At 65.0% G+C, this 16,964-nt stretch carries 13 protein-coding genes; 11 read left to right on the plus strand and 2 right to left on the minus strand.

Annotation, left to right across the window (positions count from 1 at the left end):
• Positions 1 to 9: 9 nt before the first annotated feature.
• Entirely contained in the window at positions 10 to 648 is a 639-nt protein-coding gene (locus ACH46_RS19340; protein ID WP_020171231.1) for a TetR/AcrR family transcriptional regulator, read from the minus strand.
• A 98-nt stretch (positions 649 to 746) separates the two neighbouring features.
• Here ACH46_RS19340 and ACH46_RS19345 point away from each other — a divergent pair, with 98 nt between their 5' ends.
• Genes ACH46_RS19345 through ACH46_RS19370 form a run of 6 tightly spaced genes read left to right on the plus strand, consistent with a single transcriptional unit; the run spans position 747 to position 7,052 of the window.
• Positions 747 to 1,634: a CoA transferase gene (locus tag ACH46_RS19345; protein WP_035734503.1), complete on the plus strand. Its 888-nt coding sequence runs from the start codon at positions 747 to 749 to the stop codon at positions 1,632 to 1,634.
• A gap of 23 nt (positions 1,635 to 1,657) precedes the next feature.
• Positions 1,658 to 2,863, plus strand: a complete 1,206-nt coding sequence (locus ACH46_RS19350; RefSeq protein ID WP_020171229.1) for a thiolase family protein — start codon at positions 1,658 to 1,660, stop codon at positions 2,861 to 2,863.
• Positions 2,864 to 2,915: 52 nt separating this feature from the next.
• Entirely contained in the window at positions 2,916 to 4,589 is a 1,674-nt protein-coding gene (locus tag ACH46_RS19355) for a long-chain-fatty-acid--CoA ligase (RefSeq protein WP_006897082.1), read from the plus strand.
• Positions 4,586 to 5,383, plus strand: a complete 798-nt coding sequence (locus ACH46_RS19360) for an enoyl-CoA hydratase/isomerase family protein (protein ID WP_008382197.1) — start codon at positions 4,586 to 4,588, stop codon at positions 5,381 to 5,383. Before ACH46_RS19355 ends, ACH46_RS19360 begins: the two co-directional genes overlap by 4 nt.
• Positions 5,384 to 5,406: 23 nt before the next feature.
• Complete coding sequence (locus tag ACH46_RS19365) at positions 5,407 to 6,570, plus strand: acyl-CoA dehydrogenase family protein (protein ID WP_062394403.1); 1,164 nt, start codon at positions 5,407 to 5,409, stop codon at positions 6,568 to 6,570.
• Positions 6,567 to 7,052: a MaoC/PaaZ C-terminal domain-containing protein gene (locus ACH46_RS19370; RefSeq protein WP_006897079.1), complete on the plus strand. Its 486-nt coding sequence runs from the start codon at positions 6,567 to 6,569 to the stop codon at positions 7,050 to 7,052. The genes ACH46_RS19365 and ACH46_RS19370 overlap by 4 nt, the downstream gene beginning before the upstream one ends.
• A gap of 174 nt (positions 7,053 to 7,226) precedes the next feature.
• On the opposite strand, the gene ACH46_RS19375 is transcribed toward ACH46_RS19370, so the two are convergent.
• Positions 7,227 to 8,692 (minus strand): IS3 family transposase gene (locus tag ACH46_RS19375; RefSeq protein ID WP_375295706.1). Its coding sequence is split into 2 segments (ribosomal slippage): positions 7,227 to 8,323 and positions 8,323 to 8,692, totalling 1,467 coding nucleotides; the frame shifts between segments, so codons are not numbered across the junction.
• Positions 8,693 to 9,053: 361 nt separating this feature from the next.
• On the opposite strand from ACH46_RS19375, the gene ACH46_RS19390 reads away from it, so the two are divergent.
• The 5 genes from ACH46_RS19390 to ACH46_RS21380 all read left to right on the plus strand — a co-directional run bounded on the left by ACH46_RS19390 (position 9,054) and on the right by ACH46_RS21380 (position 15,990).
• Positions 9,054 to 10,253: a tyrosine-type recombinase/integrase gene (locus ACH46_RS19390; protein WP_062394406.1), complete on the plus strand. Its 1,200-nt coding sequence runs from the start codon at positions 9,054 to 9,056 to the stop codon at positions 10,251 to 10,253.
• 136 nt (positions 10,254 to 10,389) lie between these two features.
• A complete protein-coding gene (locus ACH46_RS19395) occupies positions 10,390 to 12,696 on the plus strand; it encodes a tyrosine-type recombinase/integrase (RefSeq protein ID WP_082399944.1) in 2,307 nt (768 codons plus the stop codon).
• 53 nt (positions 12,697 to 12,749) lie between these two features.
• Positions 12,750 to 13,145, plus strand: a complete 396-nt coding sequence (locus tag ACH46_RS20955) for a nuclear transport factor 2 family protein (RefSeq protein ID WP_226995691.1) — start codon at positions 12,750 to 12,752, stop codon at positions 13,143 to 13,145.
• Between the two features lie 128 nt (positions 13,146 to 13,273).
• On the plus strand, positions 13,274 to 15,043 hold the full coding sequence (locus ACH46_RS19405) for an ABC transporter ATP-binding protein (RefSeq protein WP_062395657.1): 1,770 nt from the start codon (positions 13,274 to 13,276) through the stop codon (positions 15,041 to 15,043).
• 80 nt (positions 15,044 to 15,123) lie between these two features.
• On the plus strand, positions 15,124 to 15,990 hold the full coding sequence (locus ACH46_RS21380) for a hypothetical protein (RefSeq protein ID WP_157851103.1): 867 nt from the start codon (positions 15,124 to 15,126) through the stop codon (positions 15,988 to 15,990).
• Positions 15,991 to 16,964: the final 974 nt, after the last annotated feature.

Raw genomic sequence — 16,964 nt, forward strand, 5'->3', positions numbered from 1 at the left:
AAACTCGGGTCAGGTGGCTGACCCGTGGGAACGATCGACAGCTCCTCCCCCGGACACGCTCACGCCGAGCTCGGGCTTGCTGTGCCCCTCGGTGTGGGTGAAGGTCCCGAGGTGGGTCCAGACGGCATCCACCAGCGGCTGCAGGAACAGTCGGCCCATCTGGTTGATGATCACGTCGACCACCTGGACGGAGTCGGCGCGGCCCCGCGAGGCCGCGCCGGTCTCGCGCATCGCAACGACCTCCCGGTGGGTAAGTTCGGTGAGCCGCTCCAGCAGTTGCCCCCGCTGGCCGCCGGGTTCGAGTAGCGCCCGTCGGAGATAGTTGACCACCTCCGGGTTTCTGACCAGCATTTCCGCGACGGATTCATTCCGGACGCGAGCGATTTCTTCGCCGGCCCCGTCGGTCGGCGCCGAAGCAAGGGCCGACGCAAAACGCTCCACGACGATCTGCTCCACAGCCTCGCGCAGGCCGTCTTTGGACCCGTAGTGATGGACCACCAGCCCTACGGTAACCCCGGCGGCGGCCGCGACCGCACGCATCGGTGTGCGGTCCTCGCCGTTGGCCGCATAGAGCTCGAGAGCAGCGTTACGGATTCGCGCTTTGGCGGTGAGGTCCTGGTCGCCGGAGTGCTGGGCGGGGCGGTCCACGCGGTCTCCCTTCGGTTGACGAACGAGTCTACTGGGATGTGCCAGCCGTTAACGCTATACAGTGGACAAGTTTACTGACTACTTGTATAGTCGCTGAAATGAGTCTTCGATCGCTCCGACCCCTAGCCGGCATACAGGTCGTCTCATTGGCTACCAACCTGCCCGGTCCGCTAGCCGTGGCAGGCCTACGCGACCTCGGCGCCGCGGTGATCAAAGTGGAGCCGCCGGTGGGTGACGCCTTGGCCGTGGCCGCGCCCTCCTGGTACTCAGAACTGACACAGGGGGTGGAGGTTCGTCGGGCCGACCTCAAGAGTCGTAGCGGACTGGAGGAGCTGACCACGCTGCTCGATACGGCGGACGTGTTGGTGACCGCCATGCGCCCGTCAGCGTTCTGCCGACTCGGCCTCGGCGATCTCAGCGACCGCTACCCGCGGTTGTGCCATGTGGAGATCGTGGGCTACGACGGCGCCGACGAGGAGGTCGCGGGCCACGACCTGACCTATCAGGCGAGATACGGCACCATCCGGCCGCCGCACCTGCCGCTGGTCCCGGTCGCCGACACCGTCGGTGGGGAGCGGGCCATCTCGGCCGCCCTGGCCCTGCTGCTGGCCCGGGGACAGCACGACTCCGGCGGACATCAACGCATCACTCTCGACGCGGCCGCGTACGACTCCGCGGCTGCCCTCCGGCACGGCCTGTTTGGCAATGGAGCACCACTGGGCGGGGCTCTGCCCTCCTACAACATCTATGCCACCGCCGACGGCCACATCGCCCTGGGGGCACTCGAACCGCACTTCGAGGCCCGCACCAGAGAAGTACTCGATTGCGACGGCACATCCGCCGCCTACACCCGCGCCTTCGCCGCGCACACCACGGCCCACTGGGAGGATCTGGCCGCGCGCCACGACATCCCGCTCACCGCCGTTCGCGATGCCCACCCGGCCACAGCGCAGACCACTCACGCGCCCACGGCGCCCACCACCTGACCACCTTGAGGAAGGACCCAGTCATGACCGACTCCCCCCAGCCCCGTAGTTCCCGAGCCACCCGCGAGGCCGTGATCGTCGATGCCGTCCGGACCCCGGTCGGCAAGCGCGGCGGGGCGCTGGCCGCCTGGCATCCCGCCGATCTGCTGGGGGCCACCCTCAGTGAACTGGTTCGCCGCAGTGATGTGGCGCCGGAGAAAATCGACGACGTGATCGCTGGCTGTGTGATGACGCACGACCAGCAGAGCTCCAACATCGCTCGCCATGCGGTGCTCTCCTCCGGCCTGCCCGATTCGGTGCCGGCCGTGACCGTGGACCGACAGTGCGGCTCGGGGCAGCAAGCTGTCGCATTTGCCGCCCACGGTGTGGAGGCGGGGTCCTACGACCTCGCCATCGCATGCGGCGTGGAGTCGATGTCACAGGTGGCGCTGCCATCCTCATTACAACCCGGCGCCCCGCTAGGCCCGCAATACTCCCCCCGCGAACTGGCCCGCTACGACGGCGGACTGCTGGCTCAAGGCCCGTCCAGTGAGCTGATGAACACCCGCTTCGACCTCAGCCGGGAGGAACTCGACGCCTTCAGCCGCCGGAGCCACGAGCGGGCGCTGGCTGCCACCCGCGACGGCCGCTTCGAGACCCAGCTGGTTCCGCTGCGCCGCGACCCGCTCGATGACTCCAGCGAGCCCGTGACCGCGGATGAGGGGATCCGGGCCGAGCTCGACCCAGAGAAGATGGCGTCCCTGCGGGCGGTGTTCGCCGAAGACGGCAAGACCACCGCAGCCAACTCCTCCCAGCTCAGCGACGGCGCCGCCGCACTACTCATCGCCGACCGCGAGTTCGCCGAGGCCCACGGGCTCACCCCCCGCGCCCGCTTCGTGGTCCACGCGGTCGCCGCGGCCGATCCGATCATCCAGTTCACCGCAATCCTCGAGTCCACCCGCAAGGCCCTGGACCGGTCGGGGCTCACGGTGGACGATATCGACCTGTTCGAGGTCAACGAAGCGTTCGCGGGAGTACCGCTGATGTTCCAAAAAGAGTTCGGCGTCCCCGACGACAAACTCAACGTCAACGGCGGCTCGGTGGCTGTCGGCCACCCCCTCGGATCCACCGGCGCCCGCATGATGACGGACCTGCTGACCGAGCTCGAACGCACCGGCAGCCGATACGGGCTACAGACCATCTGCGAAGCCCACGGCACCGCTAACACCACCATCATCGAACGCCTCTGACGAGCCCCCTCCGTCCCAGCCACCGTCCCAACCCCACTTCAGGAGCACCAACATGACGTCCCACCCCATCGTCACCGGTCTGCCGTCGACACACGGTGACAGTTACCAGCTCAACACCACCACCCTGCTGCGGCACTCCGCCCGGACCTACCCCGAGCAGGAGATCGTATTCCGCACCATCGACGGGGGCTGGGACCGCTACACCTACGCAGACATGTTCGAGCGGGTCGGGAAGTCAGCCCACGCGCTCACCGGGCTGGGGGCCGGCCCCGGAACGGTGGTGGGAATCCTGGATTGGAACTCCAAACGCCATATGGAGCTGTACTGGGCGATTCCCGGTATCGCATCGGTGATGCTGCAGATGAACCTGCGGCTCGCCCCGGTGGACCTGGCCTATGTCACCGACCACGCCGAAGCCTCGATCGTGCTGGTCGACGAGTCCCTGCTGCCCGTGGCCGAGGCGCTGGTCGAGCAGGGCGTCGGGGTGAAGACCTGGGTGGTCATGACGGACAAGCCACTCTCGGAGATCTCCACCACCCTGCCCGGGGTCGTCCACTGGGAAGACGCGCTGACGGCCGCGGAATCGACCTTCGACTGGCCGATGATCGACGAAACTTCGGCGTACAGCGCGTGCTACACCACCGGCACCACCGGCCGCCCCAAGGGCGTGTACTACTCCCATCGCGGGATCTACCTCCACACTCTTGCCGAGGCAGCGCAGTTGAAGATGGGCGACGACGACACCGTCATGGTCATCACCCCGATGTTCCACGGCCAGGGCTGGGGACTGCCGCAGTCGGCCATCTACTCGGCCGCCAAGGTCGTGCTGCCCGGACGGTATACGGCCGAGGACACCTCTGTGCTGGTTGACGCGATGATCTCCGAGTCCGTCACCGTAGCCAACGGTGCCCCCGCGATCTTCGAGCCGATGCTCGACTACATCCGCACACTCAAGACGCGCCCGGACTTCAGCCGCGCCCGTCTGCTGTCCGGGGCGACCGAACCGTCGCTCACGCTCATGCGCGGCTTCCATGACCTCACCGGCGCCGACATCATCCACGCCTACGGCGCCACGGAGACCACTCCGCTGGTCACCGTCAACGCAGGCCTGAAGCACACGCTGCGGGACGTGCTCAGTGAGAAGGAGAAGTGGGATCTCAAGCGGGCCCAGGGTCTGCTGGTCAACGGGATCGACATCAAGGTCGTCGGACCGGACGGAACCGAACTACCCCACGACGGTGTCTCCCAGGGCGAGGTGCTCATGCGCGGCCCGTGGATCATCGAGCGCTACCACAAGATGGAAGACAAAGGCGGCGCGTTCGCCGATGGGTGGTGGCGCAGCGGCGATGCCGGCACGATCCGCCCCGACGGCTACCTCAAGCTGACCGACCGCATCAAGGACGTGGTCAAAAGCGGCGGCGAATGGATCTCCTCGATCGACATGGAAAACGCGATCGTCGCCCACCCACAGGTCCGCGAAGCCGCCGTGGTGGGGATCGAGCATCCCAAGTGGCAAGAGCGCCCGGTTGCGATCGTCGTCCAAGAAGACGGTGCCGATCTTGACGTCGACGACATCCACGCCGTGTTGGAAGACAAGTTCGCCAAGTGGCAACTGCCCGACATCGTCATCTTCGCCGACGCGCTGCCGCGCACCAGCGTCGGCAAGTTGGACAAAAAGACGCTACGCACCGACCACGCCGATCTCTACCGGGGAGCCGAGGAATGAACAACCGGAGCGGACACGATGATGTGGTGCGCAGCGAACGACGCGGAGCCGTCGCGATCCTGCGCATCAACCGACCCGAGGCCCGGAATGCACTGAACGCCGCGGTGTTCGCAGCCTTGAACGGGCACCTAGCCGAGCTGCGGACCGATGACTCCGTGCGCGCCATAGTTTTGGCCGGCGCGAGCGGCGTGTTCTGCGCTGGAGCAGACATCACCGCGTTCGACGCCCTGCGGGCCGATCCGTTGATCGGGCAGCGGCGGGCCTCCGGGGGGACTCTATGGGCCGACCTGGAGAACTTCCCCAAACCGGTGATCGCAGCCGTCGAGGGCCTGGCCCTGGGGGGCGGGCTCGAACTCGTCCTGGCCTGCGACACCAGCATCGTCGGCCAGGGTGCCCGCCTTGGATTACCCGAGGTCAAGCTCGGCGTCATCCCCGGCGGCGGCGGCACCCAACGACTCATCCGGGCGCTCGGCAAACCTCGCGCCATGGCACTGCTGCTCAGCGGCGACCTGGTCACCGGGACCGAGGCCGCCACCCTCGGCCTGGTGGGAAAGGTGGTCGACGACGACGAGGTCGTCGAACAGGCGATCGCCCTGGCGCAGCGGATCTCGGCTAATTCCCCGCTGGCCGTGGCCCTGGCCAAAGACGCCGCCCTGGCCGCGCAGACCGGGTCGATAGCCGCAGGGCTCGAGCACGAAAAGCGCAACTTCGTCTATTCACTCGCCTCAGACGACAGCCACGAGGGCCAGGCCGCCTTCGTGGCCAAGCGTTCGCCGAACTTCACCGGCCGCTGACCCGGCCCGACAAGGACAAGATCATGACCACCACCCTGTTCCCCGACCACCGCCCCACCTGGCAAACCGAGTCCCACGAGTTGCTACGGGACCACGCCCGCGCCTTCTTCGCCAGAGAAGTCACCCCCCGCCAGGCGGACTGGGCCCGGCAGGGCCACGTCGACCGCGAACTCTGGAACAGAGCCGGAGCGGCAGGCCTACTGCTCACCGACATCGCCGAAAAGGACGGCGGCGGGGGAGGCGACTTCGGCCACGAGGCTGTAGTGGCCCAGGAACTGGCGTACGCGCACGACAGCGCGTTCGGCTTCACCGTGCACTCCACGATCGTCAGCCACTACATCAACGCCTACGGGACCGAGGAGCAAAAGCGCCGCTGGCTACCCGGGCTCGCCTCCGGCGAGAAAGTGGTGGCCGTCGCCATGACCGAGCCTGGTACCGGCTCAGACCTGCAGAACGTCAAGACCACAGCCATCCGCGACGGCGACCACTACGTGGTCAACGGCGCCAAGACCTTCATCTCCAACGGCACCCACTGCGACTTGGTTGTCATCGTGGCCAAGACCGATCCAGCGGCCGGCGGCAAGGGCATCTCCCTACTAGTCGCCGAGGTCGACAATAACGTCGCGGGCTTCTCCCGCGGCGCCGTCCTCGAGAAGATCGGCATGCACGGATGGGACACCCGCGAACTCTTCTTTGACGACATGCGGGTACCGGTGGAGAACATCCTTGGCGAGGAGGGCTCCGGCTTCGCCGAACTCATGACCCAGTTGCCGCGGGAGCGACTCATCATCGGAGTCGCCGGCGTGGCGGTGGCCGAGGCCGCGGTGATCGAGACCATCCGGTACGTCAAAGAGCGCGATGCGTTCGGCAAGAAACTCCTGGACTTCCAGAACACCCAGTTCGTACTAGCCGAGTGCAAGGCCGAAGTCTACGCCGGCAAGGCGCTGATCGACGACGGCATCCGCCGCCAGATCGAGGGCACCCTGGACGCCGCCGGCGCCTCCATGATCAAAATGTGGGCCACCGACATGCAGTGCCGCGTGGTGGACAAGTGCCTACAGCTGTTCGGTGGCTACGGCTACATGATGGAATACCCCATCGCCCAGATGTACGCCGCCTCCCGCGTGCAGCGGATCTACGGCGGCACCAACGAGATCATGAAGCTGCTCGTAGCCAGGTCACTGTGAACGCCGCGCCCCCGAGTCCGTCCGTCTACGCCGAAGACTTCACCCCGGGCCAGATCCTCGAACTGGGCGATCACACCGTCTCCAAGTCCGAACTGGTCGACTTCGCCACCCGCTGGGACGCCCAGTGGTTTCACATCGATGAGGAAGCCGCTGATCAGGGACACTTCCGCGGACTCATCGCCAGCGGGGTACACACCATCGCCATCGCTCAACGGCTGCTCACACAAACAATGCTCAACCAATGGGCAGTGATCGCCGGGCTCGGATTCGACCGGGTACGGTTCCCGGTGCCCGTCCGACCCGGCAACGTTCTCACCGGAACCGCCCAAATTGCCGAGATCACTCTCGACGGAACACGCGGGCGAGTGAAGATAGAAATGCGGCTGACCGATCAGGACGACCACACCGTCCTCTACGCCGAACTGACCATCGTCATGTGGCAAAGAGAGCAGGCCACGACACCGTCCGGAGGCTTCAACTGACACACGGCAGGACGTCACCAGAAAGAGCCACGGTCCCGCCCTACATCGACGAAGCGACCTTCATCTCGTATCCGCAAGTCAGCGTGGGACGTGACGACCCCACCTCACGACGGTGGCTCAAGGTAGTCAAACCCCCGTCCCGGAACTTGTCAAGGTGATTGAGTCCAACGGGTGTTACGCGGCGGCCTGACCCGCCGCAGGTTCGGTGCCGTCGATTGCGGCAGGCTGGTTGATCCAGGCCTCGGTGGGCAGGTCCAGGATCTTCGGCCCTCGGTCTGTGGTTCCGAATCGTTCGGGGTGGGCGCGACGAGCCTCCGCGAGGACGTCGGAGCGCTCGGCCGCCTTCTGGGCAGCGAGCCCGAAGTGGACGTCTGCGGGGGTGTGCAGACCGATTCCACTGTGCCGGTGGTCGTGGTTGTACCAGGTCACGAACGTTTCCATGAATTGTCGGGCATGGTGGATCGACCCGAAGCGGTCCGGGAACGCCGGACCGTACTTGAGGGTCTTGAACAGCGATTCGGAGTACGGGTTGTCGTTGGAGACCTTCGGCCGCGAATGCGACCGGGTCACCTCCAAGTCGGCGAGCAGAGCGGCGACGGGTTTGCTGGTCATCGACGTCCCACGGTCGGCATGCACCACACTCGGAATGCCATGCACGGCAAAGATTTCCGACATGAACTCCACGGCAAGCGCACCGGATTCACGGGTTTGGACGTGCGCACCGACGATGTAGCGAGAGTAGATGTCGACCATCACGTAGGCGTCGAAGTAGACGCCCTTGACCGGGCCGGGGAGCTTCGTGATGTCCCAGGTGTAGACCTGCCGAGGCGCGTCGGCCACCAGTTCCGGGCACACCCGTGCGGGATGTCTCGCCTGCCTGCGGCGGTCGGTGACCTGCGTGTTCTCCCGCAGGATCCGGTACATCGTCGACACCGAACACAGGTAGGTGCCTTCGTCGAGGAGCTGGGCGTAGACCTCGAGCGGAGCCTGGTCGACGAACCGGTCGCAGTCGAGCAGCGTGAGCACCGCCTGACGTTCGTCCGGTGTGAGCTTGTTCGCGGGCACCTGCGCCGCCGCTGGCGCCGGCCGCGCCGGTGCCAGCGACCGTGCCTTGATCCTGGCGGCGGTTGACCGGGTCACCGACGTCAAGGTCGTCGCCGTCCTTGTGGTGACGCCGGCATCGGTGAGGGCGTGGTGGGCGGTCATCAGCGCTTGTTGTGCGGCTCGTCGGTGTCCGCGCTCTCGGAGAGAGATTCCAAGAGCGCGTGTGCTTTTCCCATGATGTCTAGGGCCGCTTCGGTGGTCGCGAGGCGCTTGGTGGTGCGGTCGAGCTCTCGGCGCAGGCGGGCGATCTCGGCCTGCTCGGCGGTGAGCTTGCCGATCTTCGCGCCGGCTGGTGCGCCGTCGAGGACGCCGGCGTCGCGTTGCTTGCGCCATTCGCTGATCAGCGACGAGTACAGGCCCTCGCGGCGCAGGTAGGCGCCGCCCTCGTTGCTCGCGCAGGCCTGCTCGTATGCGGCCAGGTGTGCGAGCTTGTCCGCCGGGGTGAAGGCGCGGCGTCGGCGCGGGCCGTCGGAGCGTGGCTGCAAGGAGTCCATGCGGGCATTGTCCCCGGACACGGCCAGGCTGGAAATCGTCATCGAAGAGTTGATCCGTATCTCGCCCTGCAGGCGGGGTTGCTGTGAACCGTTGGACTCAACTCACCCTGACACGCAGGGCGGCGGGGTTGCCTGGAGGTCGCACGATCAGGGTCAGATCAGCGAGGCGGGTGCGGGCGCGTGATGGAGAGACACGGCTGACCACTCCCCCGGTGTCGGTGTCACTCACGTGTTGTCCTTCTTCTCCTGGACGCGAATGGCTTCCGGCGGCACCCACAGAGTCAGCGTCATGGAGGAGACTCGGTTGGCGCTACTGACCGTGAGTTCGCAGATTGCGCGCCACAGCCCATTGGTCCTGTTAACTGCACCAACACGTGTACCGAACCTGCGGTGGAGGCAGTTGATGGACGATCTGAGACGTAGCGTGCTCGAGGGGCAGGTCGACGTGCCCGCGGTCGGCGAGGTCTGCCGGCGTCTACCGCCAAACGTTCCGCCGTACGTGGTGGCGATCAACGGCGTTGAGGTCGCGCCGATCGTCGACTATCTGACGAGCCTGACGCTGTCAGATATGAGCCCGTTGACGGTGCGATCGTATGCCCATGACCTGCTTCGTTGGTGGAGGATTCTGGCGGTGGTCAACGTCGACTGGGATCGCGCCACCACCTCTGATGTCGAGCTTCTGGTGGGTTGGCTGCGGATCACGCCGAATCCGCAACGCCTACGCAGCGACCAATCGGCACCGCAACCCGGATCGGTGAACCTGCGCACCGGAAAGCCGCTGCTGGCCAGAGGATATGCGCCGTCGACAATCAACCATGCACTGACCGTTGTCTCCGGGTTCTACGAGTTCCACCTCCTATACGGACGCGGTCCGCTACTTAACCCGGTTCCTGCGTCTGCCGCGCGACGCCGGATGACCCGCCACCACAGTCCACTCGAACCTGATGCGCCGCAGCGGCGAGGACCGCTGCGTCAACGGAGCCCACGTCGCGTTCCTCGATCGATCCCAGATGGCCTGTGGGACGAGCTGTTCACGACGATGTCTCACGACCGTGACCGTGCGCTGCTGGCCTTCTACGTCTCCTCGGGCGCCAGGGCCAGCGAACTATTGGGCGTCACTGGAGCAGACGTGGACTGGGCGAACAAGAAGCTGTGGGTGGTGTCCAAGGGCAGCCGCGAACTGGCCGCAGTACCGGGCTCCCCCGAGGCGTTCACCTACCTGGCCCGGTATCTCCGACAGTGCGGAACACCAGGACCCGCCGAACCGGTGTGGCGGACCCTTCGTGGTGATCCCCGGCCGCTGACGTACTGGGCGATGCGGCGAATCATGCAGCGCGCTAACGTCGTATTGGGCACGAACTGGACTCTGCACGACCTGCGGCACACCGCTGCCACCCGGATGGTCAACGACCCCAATCTGACGCTTCCTGAGGTGCAGACCATCCTGCGCCACCGGCACCTGTCAGCGACCGAGCAGTACCTGCAACCACGGGTCGAGGAACTTCACGACAAACTCCAGGAGCATTTCACCCGTTCCCGCCCCGAACCCACCTACAGCCCCGGGTACGACGCCGACGACATCGCGACGGTGTTCGGTGAATAGAAGCAGCGAACGTGCCCGGATACCCCGCCAGCCCGACGACGCAGTGCCACCCACCCGGTACACCAGACCCACGATCATCGCTCAGCCCGCCGCGCCGCGGGCAGTGCACCGCTACGGCGACCTGTCAGCGGCCCCGATGTCGACGATTGTTGCCCTCGCTACCAGCGTGTGGCCCGAGCCAGTCCATCGGCGGCGCAGCCGTAACCGCGGGCTGGACAAGATCGGTGACTACCTGCGCGGTCATCCCGGCGACACGTGGCAACAACGCTGGGACGCATGCGAACTCAACACTCGACTGTTGCCCGCCGGCGACGCCTCCCCCACAGGCACAACGACTGCCCGCGCCGAGTTCGCGCAGGGCCTTGAAGCGCTGTTCGCGCTGCGCGTGATCCGCCCGACATTGCAGGCCTTTCGGGCCAACAAACTGATGCGCTACTCCCACGAGTTTGCCCAGGCCGAAGGCGATCCCGAGCTGGAGCGCTTCATCACCGCCGTCAACGAGACCGATGCCGGCGACAAGTTCAAACGGTGGGCGATCTTCGACGTGTGCACCGCTCTGACCTACCAAGGCATCCCGATCGCCGATCTCACACCCGAAGCATTCATGGACTACGCAGTCCGCACACGCGAAACCACCGGGCGCAACGGTGAACACCTCGGCAAGTACGTCGGACACATGGCCTGGCAGGTCCTGCACGGATGCGGGCACTTCCGAGCCTCAGCACCACCCACCCTGCGGGGCGCCCTCCGTGCACCGCAGCTGACAACCACACAGATGGTTGACCAGTATCCGGTCGCCAGCCAGCCGGTACGGCATCTCCTCATCGACTACCTCGATCGCCGCGGCGCCGAGATCGACTACGCCTCCCTGGCACGACAGGCACACCTCATCACGAAGCTGTTCTGGCTGGCGATCGAACAGCTCAACCCCGGACAAGCCGACCTCCGTATCTCCCAAGAGCTCTATGCCCGGTGGCGAGAACACATCATGGTCTGCGATGACGGCAGCCCGCGCACCGACCAGGCAACTGTCCTCGGCGCGGTGCGGACCATGTACTTCGACATCAACCTGTGGGCCACGCACGAACCGGAAAAGTGGGCGCAGTGGGCCGCGCCTTGCCCCGTCCCACGCAGCGACATCCGCATGCTGATGAACCACAGACACCGCGTCCGCGAGCGAACCCACGCCACCATCCGCACCCTGCAACCGCTGCTACCGGCACTCATCGACGCCGTCGCCACCCGGTACGAGACGTGGCGCACCCTCCTCGACGCCGCCAGTGGCGTCGACGATCGCCTTCAGTTCAGCGTCGGCGACCGGACCTACACCCGCATCTACTCCCGTGAAGACCGCAGCCTAGCCGCCCAAGGCGCCACACCACGAGTCCGGGTGCACGACCACCAGGCCGACAAAGGCATCGATGTCACCCGACAGGAAGACGCCGCGTTCTGGGGATGGGCCATCGTAGAAACACTGCGGCACAGCGGACTACGCATCGAAGAACTCACCGAACTGTCCCAGCTCAGCGTGCGACAGTACCGACGACCCAACGGTGAAGCCATCGCGCTACTGGTAGTGGCACCGTCCAAAACCGACCGCGAACGAGTGATACCCATGTCTGCGGAACTGTTCCACGTCATCGCCTGCATCATCCGCCGCATCGCCGCCGGAAAGTCGACAGTGCCGCTGGCCACCCGGTACGACGACTACGAACGCATCACCAGCGTCCCGCAGCCGTTCCTGTTCCAACGCCGCATCGGCCAACGCATCGAAGTAATGACCACCGGCGCGATCGGCACACACCTGCGGGCCGTGTGCGCCGACATCGCCACCACCGACCCCCGCTTCGAAGGAATTCACTTCCGGCCCCACGACTTCCGCCGACTGTTCGCCACAGAACTGGTCAACAACGGCCTACCCATCCACATCGGCGCCGCCTTGCTCGGCCACCTCGACCTCGAAACCACCCGCGGCTACGTCGCCGTCTTCAACGACGACGTCACCCGCCACTACCAAGCCCACCTCCAACGCCGCCGCGCACTACGCCCACCAGAGGAATATCCGTCCGTCACCGACGCCGAATGGGCCGAGTTCGAAGCGCACTTCGACAAACGCAAAGTCGAACTCGGCGGCTGCGGTCGCCCCTACGCCACCCCATGCAGCCACGAACACGCCTGCATTCGCTGCCCCATGCTCCACGTCGACCCCACGATGCTCCCGCGCCTCGACGACATCGAAGCCAGCCTTCTCAAGCGACGAGACCGCGCCCACACCGAGAACTGGCTCGGCGAAATCGAAGGGATCGATCTCACCCTGTCGTTTCTGCGCAGCAAGAGAACCGAAGTGCAGCGCCGACTCCGACGACACACCGACCTCGGACTGCCAACGACAGCCCACCCACCTGCTGGATCGGCGGCGCCCCCTAGTCCGTCAGCTGGGTGAACAGCTCAGCAAATCTAGAGTGTCGGCGCTTCCGCCTCCTGCAGGATAAAGTCGTGAGCAGCGATACCGAGGTAGACCGAGAATTGGCGACCCTGGAACCGATCTTCCATCGCCTCCCGCCGCGAACTGATCGTCGGGCGATCGAAGCACTGCTCGAGCCTGACTTCCTCGAGGTAGGCGCATCCGGAGTGGTGTACACCCGACACTTCGTCCTCGACGTCGTTGAACAGCGGTATCGCGATGGCCAGGATCCGAATGACGCAGCCTGGACGATCACTGACTTCCGCTCCATAGCTCTTGCCACCGACGTGTATCTCGTCACCTACCGTTTGCGCTTCCAGGAGCGGTTGTCGCGGCGCTGCACACTGTGGAGGCGGCGAGGCTCGACGTGGAAAGCCGCCTACCATCAGGGAACGACATGCGATCCAGCCGATGCCACCCCGAGTTGAGATGACACCATCGGCGGCTGGTCTCGCGTTCCACCGTCACGTCTGAGCCAAGGCTGCCAGGAGTTCAGCCGGCACGACGAGGATCTTTGCCGCGACAGCGAGTTGATGGCGGCTTTAGTGTGGCGAACATGTCGGGGAAGACAAGCAGTGATGATGTGTCCGAGCACGGTGGTTGGGGTTTGCTGGCCCGGTGGATGCGCCCAGAGCTGGCGGTGCTCAGTGTCGGGCTCGTTCTGGGTCTGGTCAGTACCGCCGCGCAGCTGATCAGCCCGCTGGTGACGCGAGAAGTGCTGGAGAGGCTGGAATCCCGTAGCTCGGTCCTCGGGGCCGCACTGGTACTGGTGGCGGTGCTGGTGGTCTCCACCGGTGTCGGATATGTGCAGATGGTAATGCTTGGGTCGATGGCTGAGCGGATCGTGCGGGCGACTCGGCGGTCGATGCTCGCCGCGCTGTTGCGGGCGCGCATCGGCGCGACCCGTACCGCTGGCGAGATGGCCTCCCGGGTCACCTCCGACACCACGCTGATTCGCGAGGCCGCCACCAGCAGCGTTGTGTTGCTGGTCAATGGGGTCGTGTCTTTGGTGGGCAGCCTGGCGTTAATGGCCTACCTCGATGTCGTCCTGCTCGCGGTCGCCGCAGTGGTCATGGGGCTGACGCTGGCGTTGTCGCTGGCGTTGATGCCCCGGTTGTCTCGGGTGCAGCAACAGGTCCAAGAGCAACTCGGCCAGCTCGGCGCGCGACTGGACGGCACCGTACGCGCGATCCGCACCGTCAAGGCCTCACGCGCTGAGAACCGCGAGCTGGAAGCTCTCAACCGCCACGTCGAGGATGCCCGGACCCTCGGAGTTCGGGCGATCCGGCTCGAAGCCGCGGCCGACGTGTTCAGCGGGCTGGCGATCAACCTGATGCTCATCAGCGTGCTGACTGTGGGGGCGTGGCGGGTATCGACCGGCGCGCTCGACGTACCCAGCCTGGTGGCCTTCCTGCTGTACGTGTTCGCCCTCAACGCACCCATCGGAATGATCATGGTGAGCATCCGGTCCGCGCAATCAGGGTTGGCCGCAGCGCGGCGCATCGACGAAGTCACCACCCTCGAACGCGAAATCGACCCGCCCAGCGCGGGGGCGGATCATCGCATCGACCCGCACCGGCCGGTGCTGGAGTTCGACAGCCTCACCGTGCGCTACACCCCCGATCAACACCCCGCGCTGCGGTCGGTGAGCATGCGTGTCCCGCGGCGCGGGCACCTGGCGTTGGTCGGGCCGTCCGGAGCGGGCAAAACTACGGTGCTCTCCACACTGCTGAGGTTCGTCAATCCCACCGCCGGCCGCGTCCTGCTCGACGGCATCCCGTACGAGCAGTGGACCATCCCCGCGGTGCGGTCCCGAATCGGCTACGTCGAACAAGACGCGCCGCTGGTGCCGGGCACCGTGCGCGACAACATCACCTACACCGCCGCCGAGGCTTCCGAATCAGACATCTGGCAGGCCCTCGACACCGTCGCCCTCAGCGACAAAGTCCGGTCCCTGCCCGAGGGTCTCGACCACGAGATCGCCGCGACCACACTCTCCGGTGGTGAACGTCAACGCATCGCGGTGGCCCGCGCGTTGCTGGCCCGCCCCGAGGTGCTGCTGCTCGACGAAGCCACCGCCCAACTCGACGCCCGCACCGAATCCGCCATCACCACCGCCATCCGTCAACTATCTGAACACGGAGCAGTCATCACCATCGCCCACCGCCTGTCCACGATCATCGACGCCGACCACATCATCGTTCTCGACAACGGCACCATCCGCGCCCAAGGCACCCACACCGAACTCCTCAACCAGGACGCCCTGTACCGGGAACTGATTGCAGCACTACGCATCTCAACACTGTCATCTACAGACGCCAAGTGAGTCAACGTTGCCTCCGAGGCCGCGGTATGTCCGATTGAGCAGACCAAGGTCCGGAGCCCACCATGTGTTAGACAGGCGTTATGCATCGGTACACGATCCGCGACGCCAGACCTGACGATGCGCAACAGATTGCTGCCGCTGCGCTCAGCACGCTGTGCGTCATCACTGCAGTAGGTGAAGCATCAGCGACTCCTGAGGCAAAGGAGTGTACAGCGCGTGCCTATAGTGCCGGCAGTTGCCTAGTTGGTCTTCAATTGCCGGGTGTCTCCCCACTTACGTCCGCCGTGCAAGCAGCAATCAGGTCTGGGCGCGGTGATGTCGTAGATAAATTTTCGCGACGACTACCCTCAAACGACGCCGGCAATGCACAACGACGAGAGATTGAGGCGGCAAGAAAGTCGGTCTCAAACACCGTTTACGTAAGCCCCGAGTCCGGCGAAGGCTCGATCAACCGAGCCCCTAAACCAGGCACTATATCCCCACGTGGCGGCAATGACGGTACAGCTAATGGTTACGTGTGGACTCTCCACAAAGAGTACCCAATCGTCCGGATCGTCAGCGGCGGAGGAACGGTCACCCTGGATACCATCGATATCGACTTTCGTCTAGACCTTTACACCTTGAACACGGCGCAATTGTCGCAAGAATTTGAGGCGCGAAACGGAATCGGCACGTTCGGGGTGAAGGATTTCACCTGCCAAGTCAAGATGGATCGGCCAATCCTGCCCGACCCGGTACGCGGAAGTTTTTCTGGATGCATCGGCTCTCCGAAAACCACTCATCTCGGCCCGATCGACTCCCAAGTCTCACACAACTACTACAATGAACCGAACTGGGTCCATATTCGATTTGAGTCGTATGATGGCGAGAAGGGCGTGTCCTTCGGGACATTTGAGTACAAGAGCCAGAATTGGACGAAGAATGGTAGCGGTGACCAGTATTTCTGACGATATGTCGCGTGAACGTCGCCGTAAAGTTGTAGAGGCGGCCGCATGGGCTAGCGAGAACTGGCGGACGGTAGGTGAACTGGTCGCCAGTTCGGACGACGCCGGCGCAGCGGCCGCTGTACTTTCTGAACGGTACGGTTTCGACGCCATGCAGGCCGATGTGTGTCTGTCTGTGAGCTTTCGCCGGCTCACGAAGTCGGATCGAGCTGCGTATAAGAAAGAGTTGGAGGAGCTAGACAGGCTGGGACAGACTGGCCAGCCTCGAGAATAACCATCTGGGTCTCAATATCCGGCACGACTCCAATGAACCCGTGCCGTCCGAGCTACGCCGATCGCTCGGACGGCACGGGTTCTGCCGCGCGGGCTACCGGCCCGTGCGACGTTGGAAGGCATCGCGACGGTAATCGGACGCACCTATCAGTCGGTCCTGGAGGCGGCACTGCGTGACGCCGGATACCTCGACGGTCCGTGGACCACCTCTGCCGACCATTAATTGAGTAGCTTCCGGATCGACTGAGACGTCGGGGGCGACGAGAAGGAAGGCCCATCAAAGATGACAGTGCCCGCAATAGGCGCGGCCCGATCCGCGCGGCACCCGACGACGTGAACTACTACCTTCAGCAATCCGATTGCGCCGACTGCCCGAAGACGGGACACTCAGGCTCCACGCTCGCTGCAACCACCTGTTCCATCTCGACGACGAAGTGCAAAACTCGGTCGACGGTCCGACAGACTTGACTAGTGCAGAGAAGACAGTTGGAGCCAGGCGAGCTGTCGCGCTGGCATGGTTGGCTCGATACGGGCACCGGATGCTCTCACCCGCAGGGAGACCCCTTCGGGCGCTGCCGAGTACGGGCGTCCGCAGTTGGGGTCGAGCCGCACCAGGTTGCGTCCATGAAGATGGTGTACGAACCGGACCTGAACGAACTGGCCGGCGTGTCGTAGCCGCACGAAAGACGGTCACCGCGTGATTC

Source organism: Gordonia phthalatica, assembly GCF_001305675.1.
Classification (GTDB): domain Bacteria; phylum Actinomycetota; class Actinomycetes; order Mycobacteriales; family Mycobacteriaceae; genus Gordonia; species Gordonia phthalatica.

Excerpts from the sequence above, each read along its gene's own strand:
- ACH46_RS19345 (WP_035734503.1), top strand. The coding sequence starts at position 747 with ATGAGTCTTCGATCGCTCCGACCCCTAGCCGGCATACAGGTCGTCTCA.
- ACH46_RS19350 (WP_020171229.1), top strand. The coding sequence starts at position 1,658 with ATGACCGACTCCCCCCAGCCCCGTAGTTCCCGAGCCACCCGCGAGGCC.
- ACH46_RS19355 (WP_006897082.1), top strand. The coding sequence starts at position 2,916 with ATGACGTCCCACCCCATCGTCACCGGTCTGCCGTCGACACACGGTGAC.
- ACH46_RS19360 (WP_008382197.1), top strand. The coding sequence starts at position 4,586 with ATGAACAACCGGAGCGGACACGATGATGTGGTGCGCAGCGAACGACGC.
- ACH46_RS19365 (WP_062394403.1), top strand. The coding sequence starts at position 5,407 with ATGACCACCACCCTGTTCCCCGACCACCGCCCCACCTGGCAAACCGAG.
- ACH46_RS19390 (WP_062394406.1), top strand. The coding sequence starts at position 9,054 with ATGGACGATCTGAGACGTAGCGTGCTCGAGGGGCAGGTCGACGTGCCC.
- ACH46_RS19395 (WP_082399944.1), top strand. The coding sequence starts at position 10,390 with ATGTCGACGATTGTTGCCCTCGCTACCAGCGTGTGGCCCGAGCCAGTC.
- ACH46_RS19405 (WP_062395657.1), top strand. The coding sequence starts at position 13,274 with ATGTCGGGGAAGACAAGCAGTGATGATGTGTCCGAGCACGGTGGTTGG.
- ACH46_RS21380 (WP_157851103.1), top strand. The coding sequence starts at position 15,124 with ATGCATCGGTACACGATCCGCGACGCCAGACCTGACGATGCGCAACAG.